This is a genomic window from Phormidium sp. CCY1219 (assembly GCF_035615515.1).
GTDB lineage: Bacteria > Cyanobacteriota > Cyanobacteriia > Cyanobacteriales > Laspinemataceae > CCY1219.
This window is the reverse complement of the sequence record NZ_JAJENT010000337.1, coordinates 1-18086: the sequence shown is the minus strand read 5'-3', so window position 1 is coordinate 18086 and position 18086 is coordinate 1. Positions and strand designations below refer to the sequence as shown.

The following is an 18086-nucleotide window of genomic DNA, read 5'->3' as shown; positions in this document are numbered from 1 at the left end:
CCCTCCAAATTTGCCGTTGCGAATCGCACTGTTTAAAAGAATTGCTCGATTTTACTAATTTTCCACCTTCTCCCCATTTTTTCCACATGATTCTCCTCCTCAAAAATCCTCTTCCGCCTCTTGTTTGAGCCATTGACTCCATTTCCAAAATGGCAAAACTCCTCCCATTCCTAACAATAACAATACAACCCCGGTCATCGATAAGCGCGTTACCAGAGGAAGCGATCGCCCAAATACGGTAATCGTATAAGATGCCGATTGGGTCTGGATTGTCTCTCCATTCACTTTCGCTTCTACCACCACTTCGTGTTTCGACCCGCGTTCCGCATTCGGTTGTAGGTAAACCAGTTCGTATTCTCCTAACAAAGCATTGAGAAACACTTGCAGCGCCTCGGCAATTTCGTCCGCATCTCCGGAAAATTCGGCAACTCCTCCCGATACTTCTGCTATTTCGCGCAAGCGCTTCAAATCTACAAACTCTTCGTCGGGAATGGGGTTATACGGTTTTTCTACGGTTTGGATATCTTCTCGGGTGGCGGGTCGTCCCAATCCGTACTTTGCGCCTAATTGTTCTGGGGTTAATCCATATCCCAGAGTGTGAACCACAATGTTCTCGTGACGGAGAAGTAAATTCCTTAACCCCTGGAAATCCCGTTCTTCGTTCGGTTTGTTGTGATAGCCATCGGAGAGCAAAATTACCGAAAGTCGCGGTTCCGGTTTCGGGGAATCTTCGGGGACGTAAAAGTTAGGGTTTTCTTCGTCACCCAATAAGCGAATCGCTTGTTTTAAGGGGTCGTAAATATTGGTAGATGCACAAGGAGTTTGCGACGCCAGGTAATCGAGTAAGTTTTGTTGCTTGATGTCGTTGGCGGGGAAAAATCTGTCGGCGATCGCATCCTGGGTCACGGGATAACCACCACAGTCTCCTCCACCTTCCCCAAATGGTACAATGGCTACCCGCGTATCCCCGCCGCGATCGCTCATTTCTGCAATAAACCGGCGCGTTGCTTGAATCGCTCCTTGCAATTTGGTGACTCCGCTACTGTCTGCTTGCTGCATACTCCCGCTAAGGTCAATCAATACCACAATCCATGCAGGCGGTGGCACGGTTTCTGTGGGACTTCGCCAGTCTTCTATGTCTACCGGTTTGTCATCGACGATCGCCTGAAAATTGCTTTCACCCAGTCTCATTTCCGGACGTCCTCCATCGGTGGTGACTTTCACCCGCAGGGTGATTTCCTCCTCATTCAGTTGCGGGCGACCCACAATTTCTGCGCTTTGTCCGAATGCAGGGGAAATCCCAAATACCGCGATCGCTAATCCACTAAGCCATCGGGTCGAGAAAACGATTGTAGAAGACCAATCGATAGCATTTCGGCGCTTCGATATCCTCTTTATCCACGGTGTAGAAAGTAATAACATAGTTATGCTTCAAAGACACATTTCGACGGGTTCCGAGTCGCGTTCCGTTAATCGCAACCGTGTAAAAAGACTTGGCGTTGGGAATCAAAACGGCTTTTTGGCCTGCTAGTTTGATATCCGCCGCATGAAGCGGGAGGTGAGGAAGACAAAGGTTGGCTACAGGGGCAGAACCGACGCGAATGATGCCTTTCACGGGAAGTTCGATGGAAATACCTTCCTCGATTTCATCTTCCGCCTCCTCTTCTGCTTGAGAGCGATAACTGATAAATTTGACCAGGGCGCGATCGATTCTGGGATAGTTTTGCAGTTTAATGGTTTTTTGCGGGTCGATATCGCCATAGTCTTCTCCTTTGTATTCAAATCCTTTTCCCGCTCTCAACGCCGGAATATAACTGGGAGAGAGATTGGTAATGCTAAAGGCAATTCCCAAACACAATCCCAACACCGCAAACCCTAACGGATCTTCGTAGGGTTTGAAGGCTACAGGCATTGTTCCCAGGGTTTGGCGAATTAATTCAAATATACTGGCGGCGATCGCACTGGCGAGACTGGCGGCGATGATGCTCAGAATCAGCCGTTGTCGAAAGCGTTTCGGGTTTCCTGCCTCTAAACTGTGCCACCGCCAACTTAACCCTTCCGCAACCCCCACCGAGGCCCCCACTACCAACCACCCGAAGATGCGAACCACAAAAGCGGGAACTTTAATTTGCGGCGCAAACAGGATTTGGGAAATACCTCCCGCTACTAAACCAGAAACCAGTCCCACTCCTAAAGCTATCAATAGGGGAATTCGCAGCATCCGCAAGCTCAGTTGCGGGCGGGTGGGGTTGCTGACGAAAATTTCGTTTGCCACACTACCAATCGCCAGGGAAATGGCAATGCAGGGAAACAATACTACTTCGCGAAAGGATTTCAGCCAGCCCAAATCGCTGAGAAACACTTGTCCGATGTTCCACCCTAAAAGAGCGGAAGTTATGCCTGCAAGGATGTAGAGATAGGGTCTCATGGTTGGTTAGTTGGTTGGGGTTGAGTTTGAAGGGGATTCGGATTTTGATAAGCCTAAGTCTTTGCGAATATCGCTTTCTAGTTGCTTGGCTGTGTCTTCATCGATTTCTCCAGATTCTGCAGGGTGTTCTGTAGCTTCTCCTTTTTTATTTTGGGTGTATTTTTTAATTGCTTCCCTAAATTCCCTCCATGTACTTTCATTTTTTCTTATATTATTGTACCATTCCTCATTTGTTACACCTCCCTCAATAGTTGTTGGTAAATCAAGGGTTTTTCTAATATAAAAAAGAACTATTTTTTCTGTGTCATCAGCATTGATTGTCAAATATTTTAATGGCAATTCCTGTGCGTCTGTTTTTTTATTGATAATGGCTTTTAATATTTCAACTTTTTGGCTGGGGTTTGATTGATTATTCAGTTGTTCTTTTAAATCCTCAGACAACTCATCTTTGATATTGCTAATCTTTTGGTAACTTCTAGTGCATTTTCTCTCCTCATCAACATTGGATTCGTCAAATTTGCAATCATTTTTTGTGGGTGAGGGTGATGGTGTTGTCGTTGCTGGTGCAGTCGATTCCTGATTGTCTTCTTTACTGCTTGTGTTAGTTAAAAGAGGGTGACTAAACCATCCCAAACCAAAGGCACCAAATAACATAGCTACAATAAAAATTTTAGGCATATAAAACTCTACCAATTCAACTGATTTTAACCCAAGAATATAAACGCAGTCTGACAAATCTTTCTGGCTTGCGATCGCCAGTCCGAAAACCCGACACTCCCATCGGTGAGGGCCGCTTATCGTTTCAAAGATAGGTTTGGGAACGTTACCTTGGGCGATTTGATAAAAAATGGCAGCCATTTTTAAGCTTCCCATACTCTCAAATAACTTCGCCAACGGTAAATAGTTAGAATTGCGGGATTGGGTGGGAACTTGCCAAAACCGCATAATATCACCGAGCAACTGTTCCCATTCCGGATATTTCGTTGCTTGAAAGGAAACCCCTTCTCTGCGACCAATATAGTCTGGTAGCATTGTGATATCGGTTTCCATCTCAGAGCGCAGTGACGAGTCGTAAGCCTTTCGCCAAATCCCGGGATAGGAACCGCCTAATAACAAGGTAGCTTCTGCGAGGATGGGCTGTTGTTTGACCAACCGATCCATGACAATGCAAATGCCTTGCTTAATTTGTTCGGTCAGGTTTGGGCAATCCTGAGTAAAGTTGGGAACTTGTTGTAAAATTGCTTGCTGAAACTCACAAGATGCGATATAATATCCCTCGGATTTTTTAGTTTTATAAAGCCATTTTAAAAAATCTGGCAAAAACCCGGGAAGTAACATTGCTTTTAAGCTTAAAAGCCGGATTTGATTGGTGCCGTAAATATTTTGGGTTAAGGCTTCAGTTGCTCCTTGATTGTTAAACAAAGACTGCCAATATTTTTCATCGATTTGTGGGTGGTTGAGGGCATTTTCTAAAGCCGCAATATGTTTGGCCTTCACGCGACCATTCATTACCGCACTAATCGCAGTTTTCAGACTTTGTTCTCCACTCACCACCGCCGACTGACGGGGACGCTGGGATAATGCTTGTTTGAACACCGCTGACCCTCGAGGGTCAGCGGGATAAATGATTTGAAAATACTCGGGACGTTCTAGGGCGGCGACTTTATATGCCCAAGAACGCTTCCCAATGGTGGGCAATTCTTGGGTCATCTGATTTAATAACAAGGGCGTACAGGGTTGAGATGCGGGAATCACAATCGGCGGTCTGTTGCCAAGCATTCTCCGCAATTCCTCTTTTATGGGCACCTGGGCCGGGGTGAAACTCACCCGATGGGATTGTCCGATGGTTTTGGTGTCAAAAGGATTGAACACCTGCGATTTGTTCCACCAGCGTAAAATCGCCTCAATGCCTGCTTCGGCGCGACAAAGAAAGTAACGGTAAAGGGAGACGCCGCGCCCGCGATCGTCTCGACCTCGGGTCACTACTGCGACCACTGACCAGGTTTCCCCATATCCGCTGATTTCTCGCCCGACGATCGCCGGTTCTTGACTCGTGGTTCCTTCTGCTAAGGCAAATTCCCGATTGGCGATCGCCTCTTCCACCGCCGGGGGAATCGGGTCGATGGTGCGGTTCATATACTTCCCGGTAAATCCCCCCGATTCCCACCCCCGGGCAGTGGGTTTTACCTCAATCCCGGTACTAAATTCGTGAATCTCTATCCAATGCGCTGCGTTCATGTTCTCTTAAATAATGAAAGGTAGGACACTGAAAAACCAACCCTAGTCGCGATCGAGGTCTGAGTGACGTTCGCCGGTACATAGCCAGTAAATCGGCGCAACCAAGCCAAAAGGTCGCCACTGTCTGGGTTTTTTAATCACCGAAGCGGTTCCCGATCGCGATCGCTGCAATTGTTTCGAATTGGGTTGGGGATACTGTTGTCCTAAAATCCCAAATGCAGAAGTCGTAAAATACTCCACTCTCCCACCGCTACTTTGCCAGGTTTCCAGTTCGGCGCACAGTTCCCTAAATCTGGCTTTCGCTAATTTTTCCGGTTGATGTCGGTTCACCCACAGTTCGCACTGTTCGCATTTGCTCAACACCAACGCAATTCGCCGTTGTCGCAATTCCATATCAGCGCGATCGAGTTCCATCAACAGTTTCTCGACCCCCATCGCATACTCGCGGTCTTTGCGATGAGCGGTTCCATCCACCAGCAGCAGCAACCCGGTGGCCAAACAGCAATCTTCCAGATAATCCTCTAGCAGGGCGTCTCCACTTTTATAAAGAAGATCCGATAAAAACTCCCCCGCATAATCTTTGCAACTGATGTTCAGTTGAACCCGTTTCCCCATTGTTCGCAACCAGGACAAGCGCTCTTTTAACGAGATGCTCAAGGTATAATCTTTCACCGCATCGATGTCGGCGTCGAGGATGGTGGGTTCGAGTTCCAATCCCTGTTCTAGGATGTCTCGCGCTTTGTCAACCAGTTCTTGTCCCGCTTCGCCCACTGGGGTAACGCTTTCCACAGGACTGTCGACCCTGGCGTTGGGCCAGTACGCTAAGGAAGCAAGATAGGCGCTTTTTCCAGAACCGCGATCGCCGATGACGCGCAACACCGGCTCGCTGCTTAAGGTTGGCACCGATGCGGGATTCGAAACAGGGGTGTTTTTTTTGCGAAATAACATATCAACTCACTCAGAAAACTCAAATCTTTGCTGCATTCAACCAGCACAAGGGTTCGATGAGGTTGTAAGGTTTCCAACGCGGCGGATCCCGGAGAGTGGAAGCTCTCCCATCACTCCCTAAGGCATCGGTGCGGTTCGGTCGCGGGTCGTAACGTCCCAAAACCCCAAAGGTGGACATGGCGTAAAATCTGACATTCTGTTTTGGAATGGATTGTTTAATGGTTTTGAGGGTGTTTTTCAAGTAAACGCCAAATAGGTCGTTTTCCGGGTCCAGTCGTCCGGGCCAGATTTCTCCGCGTTCGCATTTGCTCATCACGATCGCGAGGCGATAGTTACTCAGTCGCGATCGCTCGTCCATCATGGTAAAAAACCGACTCATCAGGTCGCTGTAAAAGTCATCGGTACTGCTTTCCCACTCGGTAAACAGCAATAAGCAACCGCTCACATCGTTCATCAAGCATTCGTTTATGAATTCTGCGTGAATCGAATCTTCCTCAGAGGCGTGAAGAATTTTCTCGAATACTTCCCCGGGATAGTCGCGAAGGTTGAGTTGGATGGTGGTTTTCGGTTGGAATAGTTTCCCTTTGACGGTGATTTGAAAGGAGTAGTAAGGGAGGTCCTCCACGGTGTGAATCCGATCGCCGAGGCGGGTGGGATCCACAGGTAAGCCTTGCAATATCGTTTCTTTGGCTGTTGTCGCCAGGTTGCGGGCGTCATCGTTTAGGGGTTGGATGCTGTAATGGGTGCGATCGCCGCGATACTCGGAAAAGTAGGTGAGTCCGGCGAGATAGGTGGTTTTCCCCGCCGCCCGGGGTCCGATAATACAGATATTGCCCATTCACCGTTCTCCTTACAGGTCACTGCTGAGGTAGGTTCCTAAATAAATCCAGGGAAGTTCTAGGAGTTCGCGGTTGTAAATGCTGGTGATAAAACACCGCACGGTTAAACCGGAGGTGGATTGATTGATTTGAGCGATTTGGGATTTCACGGGACGGAAAAATCGCTTGAAAATATAGTCATTGCGTTGGTTCCAGTTCATCTGGGAACTGTGCGGATGATAGGCCAGTTTTTCTGCTTCCCGTTTCAGGTCGATTCCTTGGATGAGGTCGGCTTTATTCAGACATAGGGCGATATGCTTCGCGTTAGGACAGTCATAGCGGAAAAATTTAACCCAGCGATCGAACCGTCGCACCCATTGCTGTTGGGTGACAAAGTTTTCCGCCTCGATCTGCCGGTCTTGACGAATGATTTCCCGGTAGGGAGGGACAACCAGTAGCACTCCCTGACTACTCTGAGCCGTTTCCACAAATTTCGTCCACTTTTCCGGGTTGCTTTCTTGCCAGCTCGATCGCCAAATTTCACCGGGCGTATCGATCCAATTCGTGTAAATTTGTTTGCGCTGGGTGCGAAGCATGACTTCGATTTCTAACTTGCGATCGTAGGTGGATTGCTCCGCATCGGTGGCGGTGGTTCTCCCTTGTTCGTCGTCGTACAGCATGGCTTTCAGCACGCTGTACTGGGGAGACACAACGCTGACATAATGACTCTCGCGATGAGCGAGTTCGAGAGCGAGTGAGGTTTTACCCGTTTCGCGATCGCCAATATAGATAACGCCCATAAAAAAAAGTAACCGGGGAAATTTGGCTGAATAGTGAGGCAGTTCCACTGGCTAGGTTGACTTCAAGAATTATATCATTTCTTTGCCTATTTATTTGCTGGTTTTACAAAATTTTACCTCAAGTTCACCCCCAGTTTCTTCTCGCAATTCTTAAGGATTTATAAAATCTTTCCAGAGGTGCGAAGCCGTTTCTCGCACTCCTCGGCGTCTCCCCCGCCGGTTTCAACTCCATCACCGATCGATCGCGTTTCTGGCAAAGATGAGATAATGGTTGGAACCCGGAGTGCGGAAAGCTTTCGGCATCGCTGTAGCCGGTTCCAACCCGGGCTGCGCTAACCCTTACGCCAACGCACTCCTGTCTCCATCCTTATCTATCTACCTCGCCAATCTGAGAAACGCTATAGCTAGGATTGTTGGTTGTTTAACAACCCTTCTAGTTCGGTGAGGAGTGTCTCTACTCGTTCCTGGGTGGTGGAATTTTGCCAAATCTCCTGATTCTGTTTTAGGCTCTTTTTCATTTGCTTATAGACCGCATCCAGACGAGTGGATAAATTACTGGCATTGGCATGGGTGGAAGTCTGCGACTCACTCATCCCTGCCACTTCTGCTTTGATGTGCTTTAGAGACCATTTGCCAGCGATCGCCTTTTCTAGCAACTCCTGCTGTTTGGCCGGTGGCTTCACTTTTGCGATCGCCTTCGCTTTGGTATATTCAATTCGCTGGGTGCGAACCGCTTCGAGCAGTTCCGGCGGTAATTTCAGCAGGGACAGTCGGCTTTTGACAAACGATTGCCAGTTCATCCGATTGAGGCTATCAAATACCGCCTTCACCTGTTGGGCCAAAAGTGTGGGATTGGCCAACAACGCTTCCACAATCTCCCCATTTTCTACCGTTTCTACGTTGGGCAAAACGTTTTGCCCAGATTTTTCCGGGGGTTGATGAGGGTTGGGCAAAACGTTTGACCCAGTAGAATTGTCTAAGAGCGAATTATCGTCTAGGTGCTTCAGACGATACAGCACTTGAGGCACTTGCGCGATCGGGCACTGGAGATTGAGTGCGAGCAATTGCAAGATGCCTTCCGTCTCTTCAATCGCATTTAAGTCATCTCGTTGGAGATTTTCCAGTAAGGCTATTTTTAAGGCTTCTGTATCGTTTAATTCTTGCACCACTGCTGGCGCTTCAGGGAGTTTTGCTCTCTTCGCTGCTTGATATCGTCGCTCACCCGCTACTAACTCGTACCGATTTTCTCCAATCGGTCGCACGATAATCGGCTGTAGGATGCCATGTTGTTTGACACTGGCGGTCAATTCCTCCATCGCCGCTTCGTCAAAGTAACTCCGGGGCTGAAACTTCGACCGAGAAATTCGCTCGAGTGGAAGTGTCACAGAGGCGGTCAAGCTCTGGGAAAGATATTGCGTATTGGGTTGGTTCATCTGTTTGTTTGTTAACTGCGTTCGACTCGCAACGGCGATCCGTGCTAGGCGATGCCTCTGGGTGCATCCTGCCAATGGCGGTGAGCTTCAGGTGAATTGGTCTTACACCACCCTTTCGGGCAGCCACTTGGTATGACTGTTCGTTTGACCGGTGACGGGATGAGCATGATAGTTTTCCCAATTGTACTTATATGGATCTATGGGAGGCATTTTGGGTTTTTATGCGATTCTATGGTTTTTGTAATAAAAGTTCATGGAATTGCGTCACCCCTGGGGTCAATAAGTTGCATTTTATAAGTGAAACATAGAGCGATAACTGCTGCAACCAACCCCTGAAATCACAATGCTTTCATTGCTACATGGGATAATGACCCAGGCGATCGCCGCACCATCGCCCCGCCCACCTGAATCCTCTGTCCGTCATTCGCACCTCACGGCGATCGAATCATTACACTCACCTGGATCGCCCACTCGCCCGGTTGTATCCAATTTGACCGATAATCTCTGGCTAACCACCGGAACCCGTTACAAGTTGGCGATATCCGATTGCAATTAGGCAATAAACTAAGGTGATATCAGCGTGAATGATGAAATTGCATTTTCCTTGGAGGTCCAGGTATGCGATTTCCCGCCGCCCAATTTTTGTAAAGAAATATTGCAAATGCTTGCATTTTTGCGGCAATTGTGCTAATAGGACGGCGATCGCAGCAGGGGTGGGAAAATATTAAGGAGTATTGCCGAGGGAGGCACTGGGCGAACAAACTGTAGCGATCGCGAGCACTATATAGATAATGCAGTTATTCTCAATCAACCGTGCTTGCAAGAGTCTGGAGTGCATCCCTAGTGGGAATTAACCCCGTCAAAGTCGGCGTAGAAGTAGACGTATCCGGTGGATTACCCGGAATCGTGGTCGTCGGACTGCCAGATACCGCCGTCCAAGAATCCAAAGAGCGAGTGAAAGCCGCCCTAAAAAATTCCGATTACGCCTATCCCCTGCGTAAAATCGTCATCAACCTAACCCCAGCGGACCTCCGCAAAGAAGGGCCGAGTTTCGACCTGCCCATCAGCGTCGGAATTTTAGCCGCCTCCGAACAGGTTAGCGCTTCCTTGTGCGGAGACTTCATGTTTCTCGGAGAAGTCTCTCTCGATGGTAGCTTGCGACCGGTGGCCGGCGTTCTCCCGATTGCCGCCGCCGCCAAAGACATGGGGATTAGCGGTTTAGTCGTCCCCGAGGGAAATGTAGGCGAAGCGGCGGTAGTCAAAGGGTTAGAAGTTTACGGTTGTCGCCACGTCTCAGAAGTCATGGACTTGCTGAACAACCCAGAGCGCTTCACACCGTTTAAAATTGATGGGCAAGCGCAATTAGCCAAGCAACCGTTTCGCGGATTAGACCTTAAAGACGTGAAAGGACAAGCGCATGCCCGCCGTGCGTTAGAAATTGCTGCCGCCGGGGGTCACAACCTGATTTTTGTCGGTCCGCCCGGGAGTGGCAAAACCATGTTAGCGCGACGGTTGCCCGGAATTTTGCCCCCACTCACCTTTGAAGAAGCCTTAGAAGTGACGCAAGTTCAATCCGTGGCGGGGTTGCTGAAAGACCGAGGCACCTTGGTGAGCGATCGCCCTTTCCGCAGTCCCCACCACTCCGCCTCTGGCCCGTCTCTCGTCGGCGGAGGCAGCTATCCGAAACCGGGAGAAATTTCTCTAGCCCATCGGGGCATTCTATTCCTAGACGAACTGACCGAATTCAAACGCGACGTGTTGGAGTTTCTGCGCCAACCCCTAGAAGATGGACAGGTGACGATTTCGCGAACCAAGCAAACCGTCAGTTTTCCGGCGCAGTTTACCTTAGTTGCCAGTACCAATCCTTGCCCCTGCGGGTACTATGGCGATCCGATCCAACCTTGCACCTGTTCGCCACGTCATCGGGAGCAATACTGGGCTAAACTCTCCGGTCCGCTAATGGATCGGATTGATTTGCAGGTGGCGGTCAATCGCTTAAAACCAGAGGAGATTACCCAGCAAACCACTGGAGAACCCTCAGAACCGGTGAGAAAGCGAGTCCAACTGGCACGCGATCGCGCTTCCGAGCGGTTTCAAGACCACCACATCAACTGCAATGCCGAAATGCAAAGCATGCACCTGCGTCAATGGTGCCCCCTAGATGACCCAACCCGCAATTTATTAGAAGGTGCAATTCGCAAACTGGGTCTCTCGGCACGCGCCACCGATCGCATTTTAAAAGTTGCCCGCACCATCGCCGACTTAGCCGGGGATGAGAATCTCAATACAATGCATGTGGCCGAGGCTATTCAATATCGTACCATCGACCGAATGCAATAAACCGTTATTTTTTGCCAGGAGATTTTCCCATGAACAAGTGTTTTGGTGTTTTGTTACTCAGTGCCGTTTTAGTCGGGGTTCCCCTGCAGGCGAGGGCACAGTTCGGCGAAATCGGACAATCCGAGCCGGCGATCGCCCAGTCTTCAAACGAGGCGATCGCGAAAGCGGAGGAATTTGTAAACTTACTGGCAGCGGGCGACTTTGCAGCAGCTTTGACCCGCTACGATACCATTGCCCGAGAAAGCGTTTCGCAACAAACGCTTCAGGATAAATGGCAAGATTTGATTGCCAGGTTTGGCGAGTTCAAAGAATACAATGACAGCCAGCTTCTCAGCGATACCGATACGAATATTGTGGTGCTCACTTCCGAATTCGAACGGGAAACTGTGGATCTGTTGATTATTTTCGATGAAGACGGGGAAATTTATAGTTTTGACTATGGAGAAACCTAGGTTCGGGGGTCGAGGTCAGTAGTCTGTGGCCACAACCACTTGGGCGGGGAAAGGCGGCGGGGGCGGTTCGGTAAAATTAGGGCAAATTGCGGAATTTTATGCAACCCAAACCGCCTGGGAGGCGGGAACGGGAGCGAGCAAGACCTGCCCCTCGACGCGCCCCGGGGTGGGGGTTTAACCGTAGCCTGGGGGAGAAAGACGCCCACCGCCTGGGTTTAAGGTTGGCGCGAAAATTTAACATTGTTTTAAGTGGTTGGGAATGTCAAGAAACGGTGAAATAAGCCATAATAAAAGTAGGGTAATTTATTGGCTTGAATAGGAGAGCCGATTGCCATGACTAGAAACACCGACCGAGTAAATGCCAAACTGAGCAAATTCCAGGCAAGAGTGATGAAAGTAAAAGCTATGCGCCTGGTTAAGAGTCTGGTGCTTGGCTTAATCAATTTGTCTCGCGAGTTTTACACGGCTAGACTGATTCTGCTGAGCGGCGATCGCCCCCCGAAGAAGGTGCAGCATAGCTAAGTGAAAAAGTAGGGCGATTGAACCTAAGTCACCCTCGGGAGCGATCGGCAATGGGGGCGCAAGGGGTTGCACGGGGGGGCGATCGCCCCAGGGCCTTGGTGGCACCCTCGAGTTACAAAAATTAACAACCGATACAGCGGTTTGTCAGGCTCAATGTAGAGTCGGGGAAAAGTTGAGGGGAAAGGCGGGAAAAAAGAGGGAGAATTAGGGGTAAGATCGGAGAGTTGTGTTCTGTAGCAGACGTTGATCGAGCGTTACACCTTGCCCGAGATGGGCGAACTGTGGACTGAAAATTATAAACTGAAAACCTGGCTCCAGGTAGAAATTGCCGTGTGTGAAGCCCAGGCAGAACTGGGATATATTCCAACACAGGCAGTGGAAGAAATCAAGGCGAAGGCGAAATTCGACCCCGATCGCGTGAAAGAAATTGAGGCTGAAGTCCGCCATGATGTGATTGCCTTTTTAACCAACGTGAATGAGCATGTCGGCGATGTCGGACGCTACATTCACCTGGGTTTGACCAGTTCTGACATGCTAGACACAGCCTTAGCGTTGCAGCTAGTGGCGAGTGTGGATGTGTTGTTGGAACCGTTAGAAGATTTAATTCACGCCATTCGGTATCAGGCGCAGCAGCATCGGGATACGGTGCAGATCGGGCGATCGCATGGAATTCATGCCGAACCGATCTCGTTTGGGTTCAAGCTTGCCGGCTGGTTGGCGGAAGTGCTGAGACATCGAGAGCGCCTGGTGCGATTGCGAGGGCAAATTGCCGTGGGCAAGATTTCCGGTGCAGTGGGGACCTATGCCAACGTGGATCCGCAAGTGGAAGCGATCGCCTGTCAGAAACTCGGACTGGAACCGGATCCGGCTTCCACCCAAGTAATTTCGCGCGATCGGCACGCCGACTTCGTACAGCATCTCGCCCTCCTGGCGGCTTCCATCGAGCGATTTGCGGTGGAAATTCGCAACTTGCAGCGGACCGACGTGTTAGAAGTGGAAGAATACTTCGCCAAAGGGCAAAAAGGCTCATCCGCCATGCCCCACAAGCGCAATCCAATCCGTTCCGAGCGTTTGAGCGGGATGGCGAGAATTTTGCGCGGTCATGCGGTGGCAGCATTAGAAAATGTTGCGCTCTGGCACGAGCGAGATATTTCTCACAGCTCCGTGGAACGAGTGATTTTGCCAGATGCTTGCATTATAGCGCATTTCATGGTCGTAGAGATGGCAGATTTGGTTAAAAATCTGCTCGTGTATCCCGAAAACATGAAACGCAACATGAACCTGTACGGCGGGGTAGTGTTTAGTCAGCGCGTGTTGCTCGCCTTAGTGGAAAAAGGAATGAGCCGCGAAGACGCCTATCAGATCGTGCAGTCGAACGCGCATCAAGCGTGGAATCAGCCGGAGGGAGACTTTCACCGATTCATTTGCGAAGACTCGCGGGTGAGCGATCGGTTAACTCCCGAAGAAATCGAGGCATGTTTCGATCCGAAACACCATCTGAAAAACCTCGATCGCATCTATCAGCGCTTCGGGATTTAAACCGGGGTGAGTTTTGAGTTTCAAACGGTGAACTCATCGGTTGAAAATTCAAAACTCAACCCTTATTCTCCAGGGAGGTATAAACGTGAAACTTCGTTCCTTTATCGCTTTAACCCTCGTGATGTTAGCAACCCTCATCGTTATCGGTTGCAGCAGACCCCCCACCGCAGTAGAGCCAACTCAACTCGCCACCGAATCCGGAGAAACCCTGCGTTCTCTAGCAGCAAAACAGGACATGTTCATCGGTTCGGCAGTGCGCCCGCGAGCCTTAAGTGACGAACCTCTTTATCGGGAGGTACTCGCGCGGGAATTTAACATTGTGATGGCAGAACACGTGATGAAATTTGCCCCACTGCATCCCGAGCGCGAGGTTTACGAGTTTAGGGATTCAGATACTACGGTTGAGTTTGCGAAAGAACACGACATGCAGGTTATCGGTCACGTTCTGACCTGGTTTCACGCATTGCCTCGCTGGTTGCGGGAGGGAGACTTTACCCGGGAAGAACTGATGGGCATTCTTCGGGAACATATTAATACCGTGGTGGGTCGCTATCGCGGACAGATTTATGCTTGGGATGTAGTCAACGAACCCCTAGAAGCCGATGGCGCATTGCGAGAAACTCTGTGGTATAAAGGAATCGGTCCGGAATATATCGATCTAGCTTTGCGTTGGACAAAACAAGCCGATCCAGACACCCTGTTGTACATCAACGACTACGGCGAGGGACTCAATTCAAAATCCGACTCCTTTTACAACTTAGCGAAAAGTCTGGTGGAACGGGGGACACCGCTAGATGCCGTGGGGTTTCAAGCCCATATCGGTTTTTTATCCGCGAAAGATGCGGCAGAAGTGGCGGAGAATATGAAACGGTATGCGGATCTGGGGTTAGAGGTATTTATCACCGAAATGGACGTGCCGATTACGATGTTTAAGGGCACCCGAGAAGAACAACTCGCCGCACAGGCCCAGATGTACGAAGATTTTTTGAATGTGTGTATAGAAGCGCCCAATTGCGATACGTTCCTCATGTGGGGATTTACCGATCGCCATTCTTGGCTGACTGGGTTTACGGGCGGCAAGTCTCCCCTGATTTTTGATGAGGCTTATCATCCCAAACCCGCCTACCATGCCATGATGGCAGAACTCAAACAGCATGTCGGTTCGGGGGCAGAATAAGTGTTGTGCATCGGGGTGTGTCATGCGGGGGATAAATCTGCCTGGGAGAGGTGGGTTGAGAGAGCTATCCGTCGGTGGTGCATCATCGCGCTCTACCCGGCCCAACTGCCAACGCAGGGATGAGCACTATACTACTGTTTGCATGGCGATCGCGATTCTTTTTTAGTCATTCCAGTCATTTATATCTGCGTTTTTAGGGATGAGGACACGGTAGTGCCGTGTCCCTGCATGAGGCATGGTATGGTTTTAACACCCCGGATGAGTTTCTCTCACCTGTGCCTTGCCGGCCACCTCAGCCATCACTTGCGTGAGGATGCTGCGCCATTTGGAGATAATGCGGCGGAGAATCGTTTGCTCTGGGGTAACAATTTCAGCGATCGCAAAAGTTTCGAGAGCCTCGATCGCCACAATTCCCCGTGCCAGTGCTGCCAGTCGTTTTCCTGGAGAATTCGGGTCTGTCTCCTCACAAACACCAGCCGCAATTTGTCCCAGACGGGCGATCGCCACGAGCACTTCCGGTCGAATTGTCCCCGAAACCGGGATTAACTCATCTCCCCGAGTTTCATAGAGGGATGCCATATCCGGCGATCGCAGCACATCGGCTGCACCCTGCAACTGAGAAATATCATTATAGCACAAAAACGCCGACAACGCCGCAAAAGATTCGAGAATTTCTTCCCCGCCGGGATAGTCCCGCAGACGCAGCAGATGCGATTTGTAAGCCGAGAAGTCAAACCCGGTTGCATCCAAGGGGTTATCGCCGGACCACTCTGCGAGAATAGCAGCAAAGCGAGTCAGGGGAGTGCGACGGTGCGATCGCCCCCATACAGTGAGAACCCACACCAACCGTTCCGCCACCCGGTTCACCCAATCGCTGCTGCATTCCACCCTTGTATAGCCCAACTCTCCCAATAAAACTTGCCGACTTTCCGGTAAGAGCAACCAATCTTCCGAGCTAATCGGCGGCGAAATATAAGCCTGCAAATCCGGATAGCGAAGCAGAGTATAGAGAAACTGGAGCGGTACCGGATGGGAATGCAAGTAAGCGTGCAACGTTCGCTGAGCCACCCAACGCTGAAACGGGTTGCGGGAGACAGCGGCGATCGCCCGCAGACCTTCTTCTTCATCCGAGTGCAAAAGTCGCAACAGAGACTTGCCACTGTTCGGCACCGGCAACACCATCAACTCATCCCAATATACTGGATGCGATCGCTTGCCCGAGTGGTAACGCCAAGCCCCAGCGAAATTGACCGGGTAAAATATTGCCCGCAAAGCGCCCAAAGCCACCAGCAGATTAAAACTCACTCCCACCTGCCAACCGGCTTTAATCCCAGAGACCAACCGCATTCGGATAGCCGCCGCTGCATTTTGCAAGACAGTGGCCTCAAAGAGAGCAACAGCGGTACCCATTAAGGCAAACAGCGCCAAGCTACCAAATACCGCGATCGCCGTGCGACCTGCAATACCAAACGCAACGAACCAAATCGTGCCCAGAACGATCGCAAACGCGATCGCGATCCAGTCTGCGGGAAGACTCACCGCCGCCGCCATCTGGCGGAACGAAGGCTTAATCGAGATAATATCCGAAAACACAAACGTCCAGGTAAACAGCAAGCTGCCCACTAAACCCAGAAGCAACATAGCGCCCACACTGCCTGTCACGCCGAATGCCATCAAACCGCAAGCCAAAATCGTGGCGCTAGCGAATAGTGCCACCACCAGCATCAAGGCAGCAACCAGCATCCAGCCTACGGTGGACAAGAATAAGATCCGATTAGCAGCAGTGAGAGGAATTTCCCGACCCGAGGCCAGATCCCAGACTTTCGGCATGCGATCGCCCGCCCCAGAAATCGCCCGGGTCCCGTCGGGCGTCACCGCCACGGATCGGACCCACTCCTGATGACCCACCAGGGTATAAAGTTCTGTTCCCGCTTCAATGTCCCACACTTTCAGGGTATGGTCAGAGGAAGCCGAAACCGCTTGCTTTCCGTCTGGGGTTATGGCTATGGCATTCACCCAGCCCCCATGACCTGCTAAAGTGTGCTGTAGAGTGCCCTCAGCCAGGTTCCAGACTTTCACCGTGCGGTCTGCCCCTCCGGAAACGGCCTGCTGTCCGTCTGGCGTCACCACCACCACATTTGCGCCGCCACTATGTGCTTCCAGGGTGTGTAACAAGGTTCCCTCTGGCAGGTTCCAGACCTTCAGGGTACCGTCAGCACTGGCAGAAATGGCGAGTTTTCCGTCGGGAGTGAGCGCCAAGGCGTTGATTCCGCCAGTGTGTCCGGCGAGGGTTGTGAGGACGGTTCCTTGTTGCAAGTTCCAGACTTTCACCGTGCGATCGCCCGATCCCGAGAGGAGAAATTGGCCGTCTGGAGTGACGATCGCCGCATTGACTTGACCCTCGTGCCCTTTCAGGGTTTGCACTTTCGTTCCCTGTTCTAGATTCCAGACGGTGAGGGTGTGGTCAGCACTGGCAGAAATGACTTGCTTGCCATCTGGGGTCACGGCCAAATCGTTGACCCAGCGGCTGTGGTTTTCTAGAGTATGCAGGAGGGTGCCTTGGTTGAAATCCCAGATTTTCACCGAGCGATCGCTTCCCGAGGAAATGGCTTTGTCTCCTGATACCACCGCCATCGCATTAATCCCATTCCGATGACCTTCCAGGGTTCGTACCACTGCCCCGCGCTCTAGATCCCACACTTTTAGACTCGCGCCGTAGCTGAAATCTGCCGTGGATGCGGAGATAGCTTGTTGGTTGGAGATGGCAGTCACGACGTTAATCGAGGCAGTATGGCCTTGTAAGGTGGCGATCGAGTAAAGAACCGCCATCACTCCCACCAATCCCGCCCAGAATAGGCAGGATACGAATGCCATGACATAAAGGTGGCGATAGGGGCGAATTTTGAAGGTGCCGAGGAATTTACGCCATCCGCCTTGGCGGTAAAGGTCCGGCGCGGCTTGATAAAAGTAGCAATTGAGGGCGGTGGGTCGGAAAAACACCCAGTACGCCAGCAACCAATAGTGGCGCGGGTTCAGTGGATTGAGAGATTCCGGTAGTTCACCGCGATAAATGGGAAAGATAGGCATAGGAATTTTTGGGTAAGAGTTCGGTTAGCAGTAGATGCGCCCTTCGGCTCGATACCAGTCTGTCCACAGTATTCCTTGCAATCGGTGGATTTATTCTGTTGGATTTGTGAATTTTATTAAAGCACGATCGCGCGGGGTTGCGCCTGGATGCGCCGTGCAAAGCTCCACTTTGGCTCCTACCCTGGTTGGTTCAAAGCTCCTCGGTGTCTGCTATAACTACCTTGTGGGTGCGAATCGTTCCCGCCAAAGTCAAGGCTGAAATGCCGAAAACGTAAGCGGGGCAAGGAACCTAATGCTTAAAGCC

Annotated in this window: 15 protein-coding genes; 7 read left to right on the top strand and 8 right to left on the bottom strand. The window is 50.6% G+C overall.

Going from position 1 to position 18086, the window contains the following annotated elements; translation table 11 throughout:
- Window positions 1-99: 99 nt before the first annotated feature.
- The 7 genes from LKK83_RS05925 to LKK83_RS05895 all read right to left on the bottom strand — a co-directional run bounded on the left by LKK83_RS05925 (window position 100) and on the right by LKK83_RS05895 (window position 8665).
- The gene (locus LKK83_RS05925; protein ID WP_324630015.1) at window positions 100-1422 is read right to left on the bottom strand and encodes a vWA domain-containing protein; all 1323 of its coding nucleotides are present in this window, start codon (window positions 1420-1422) and stop codon (window positions 100-102) included.
- Window positions 1325-2428: a hypothetical protein gene (locus LKK83_RS05920; protein ID WP_324630014.1), complete on the bottom strand. Its 1104-nt coding sequence runs from the start codon at window positions 2426-2428 to the stop codon at window positions 1325-1327. The genes LKK83_RS05925 and LKK83_RS05920 overlap by 98 nt, the downstream gene beginning before the upstream one ends.
- A gap of 6 nt (window positions 2429-2434) precedes the next feature.
- Window positions 2435-4666 carry a hypothetical protein gene (locus LKK83_RS05915; RefSeq protein WP_324630013.1) on the bottom strand — a complete coding sequence of 744 codons (2232 nt, stop codon included), beginning with the start codon at window positions 4664-4666 and terminating at the stop codon, window positions 2435-2437.
- 42 nt (window positions 4667-4708) lie between these two features.
- Window positions 4709-5569: a hypothetical protein gene (locus LKK83_RS05910; protein WP_324630012.1), complete on the bottom strand. Its 861-nt coding sequence runs from the start codon at window positions 5567-5569 to the stop codon at window positions 4709-4711.
- A 64-nt stretch (window positions 5570-5633) separates the two neighbouring features.
- Window positions 5634-6452 carry a hypothetical protein gene (locus tag LKK83_RS05905; protein ID WP_324630011.1) on the bottom strand — a complete coding sequence of 273 codons (819 nt, stop codon included), beginning with the start codon at window positions 6450-6452 and terminating at the stop codon, window positions 5634-5636.
- 12 nt (window positions 6453-6464) lie between these two features.
- Complete coding sequence (locus LKK83_RS05900; protein WP_324630010.1) at window positions 6465-7232, bottom strand: hypothetical protein; 768 nt, start codon at window positions 7230-7232, stop codon at window positions 6465-6467.
- Between the two features lie 404 nt (window positions 7233-7636).
- Complete coding sequence (locus tag LKK83_RS05895) at window positions 7637-8665, bottom strand: ParB/RepB/Spo0J family partition protein (RefSeq protein ID WP_324630009.1); 1029 nt, start codon at window positions 8663-8665, stop codon at window positions 7637-7639.
- 343 nt (window positions 8666-9008) lie between these two features.
- On the opposite strand from LKK83_RS05895, the gene LKK83_RS05890 reads away from it, so the two are divergent.
- From LKK83_RS05890 to LKK83_RS05860, 7 genes are all read left to right on the top strand, one after another.
- Window positions 9009-9221, top strand: a complete 213-nt coding sequence (locus LKK83_RS05890) for a hypothetical protein (protein WP_324630008.1) — start codon at window positions 9009-9011, stop codon at window positions 9219-9221.
- Window positions 9222-9478: 257 nt separating this feature from the next.
- Window positions 9479-11005: a YifB family Mg chelatase-like AAA ATPase gene (locus tag LKK83_RS05885; RefSeq protein ID WP_324630007.1), complete on the top strand. Its 1527-nt coding sequence runs from the start codon at window positions 9479-9481 to the stop codon at window positions 11003-11005.
- A 29-nt stretch (window positions 11006-11034) separates the two neighbouring features.
- Window positions 11035-11457: a DUF3887 domain-containing protein gene (locus LKK83_RS05880; protein ID WP_324630006.1), complete on the top strand. Its 423-nt coding sequence runs from the start codon at window positions 11035-11037 to the stop codon at window positions 11455-11457.
- Between the two features lie 25 nt (window positions 11458-11482).
- Window positions 11483-11635 carry a hypothetical protein gene (locus LKK83_RS05875; protein WP_324630005.1) on the top strand — a complete coding sequence of 51 codons (153 nt, stop codon included), beginning with the start codon at window positions 11483-11485 and terminating at the stop codon, window positions 11633-11635.
- Between the two features lie 155 nt (window positions 11636-11790).
- On the top strand, window positions 11791-11979 hold the full coding sequence (locus LKK83_RS05870; RefSeq protein ID WP_324630004.1) for a hypothetical protein: 189 nt from the start codon (window positions 11791-11793) through the stop codon (window positions 11977-11979).
- A 243-nt stretch (window positions 11980-12222) separates the two neighbouring features.
- Window positions 12223-13518, top strand: a complete 1296-nt coding sequence (purB, locus tag LKK83_RS05865; RefSeq protein WP_324630003.1) for an adenylosuccinate lyase — start codon at window positions 12223-12225, stop codon at window positions 13516-13518.
- An 85-nt stretch (window positions 13519-13603) separates the two neighbouring features.
- Window positions 13604-14695 (top strand): endo-1,4-beta-xylanase, encoded by a 1092-nt coding sequence (locus LKK83_RS05860; RefSeq protein ID WP_324630002.1) that lies wholly within the window; start codon window positions 13604-13606, stop codon window positions 14693-14695.
- Between the two features lie 246 nt (window positions 14696-14941).
- Here LKK83_RS05860 and LKK83_RS05855 read toward each other — a convergent pair whose 3' ends face one another.
- A complete protein-coding gene (locus tag LKK83_RS05855) occupies window positions 14942-17782 on the bottom strand; it encodes a WD40 repeat domain-containing protein (RefSeq protein ID WP_324630001.1) in 2841 nt (946 codons plus the stop codon).
- Between the last annotated feature and the right edge of the window lie 304 nt (window positions 17783-18086).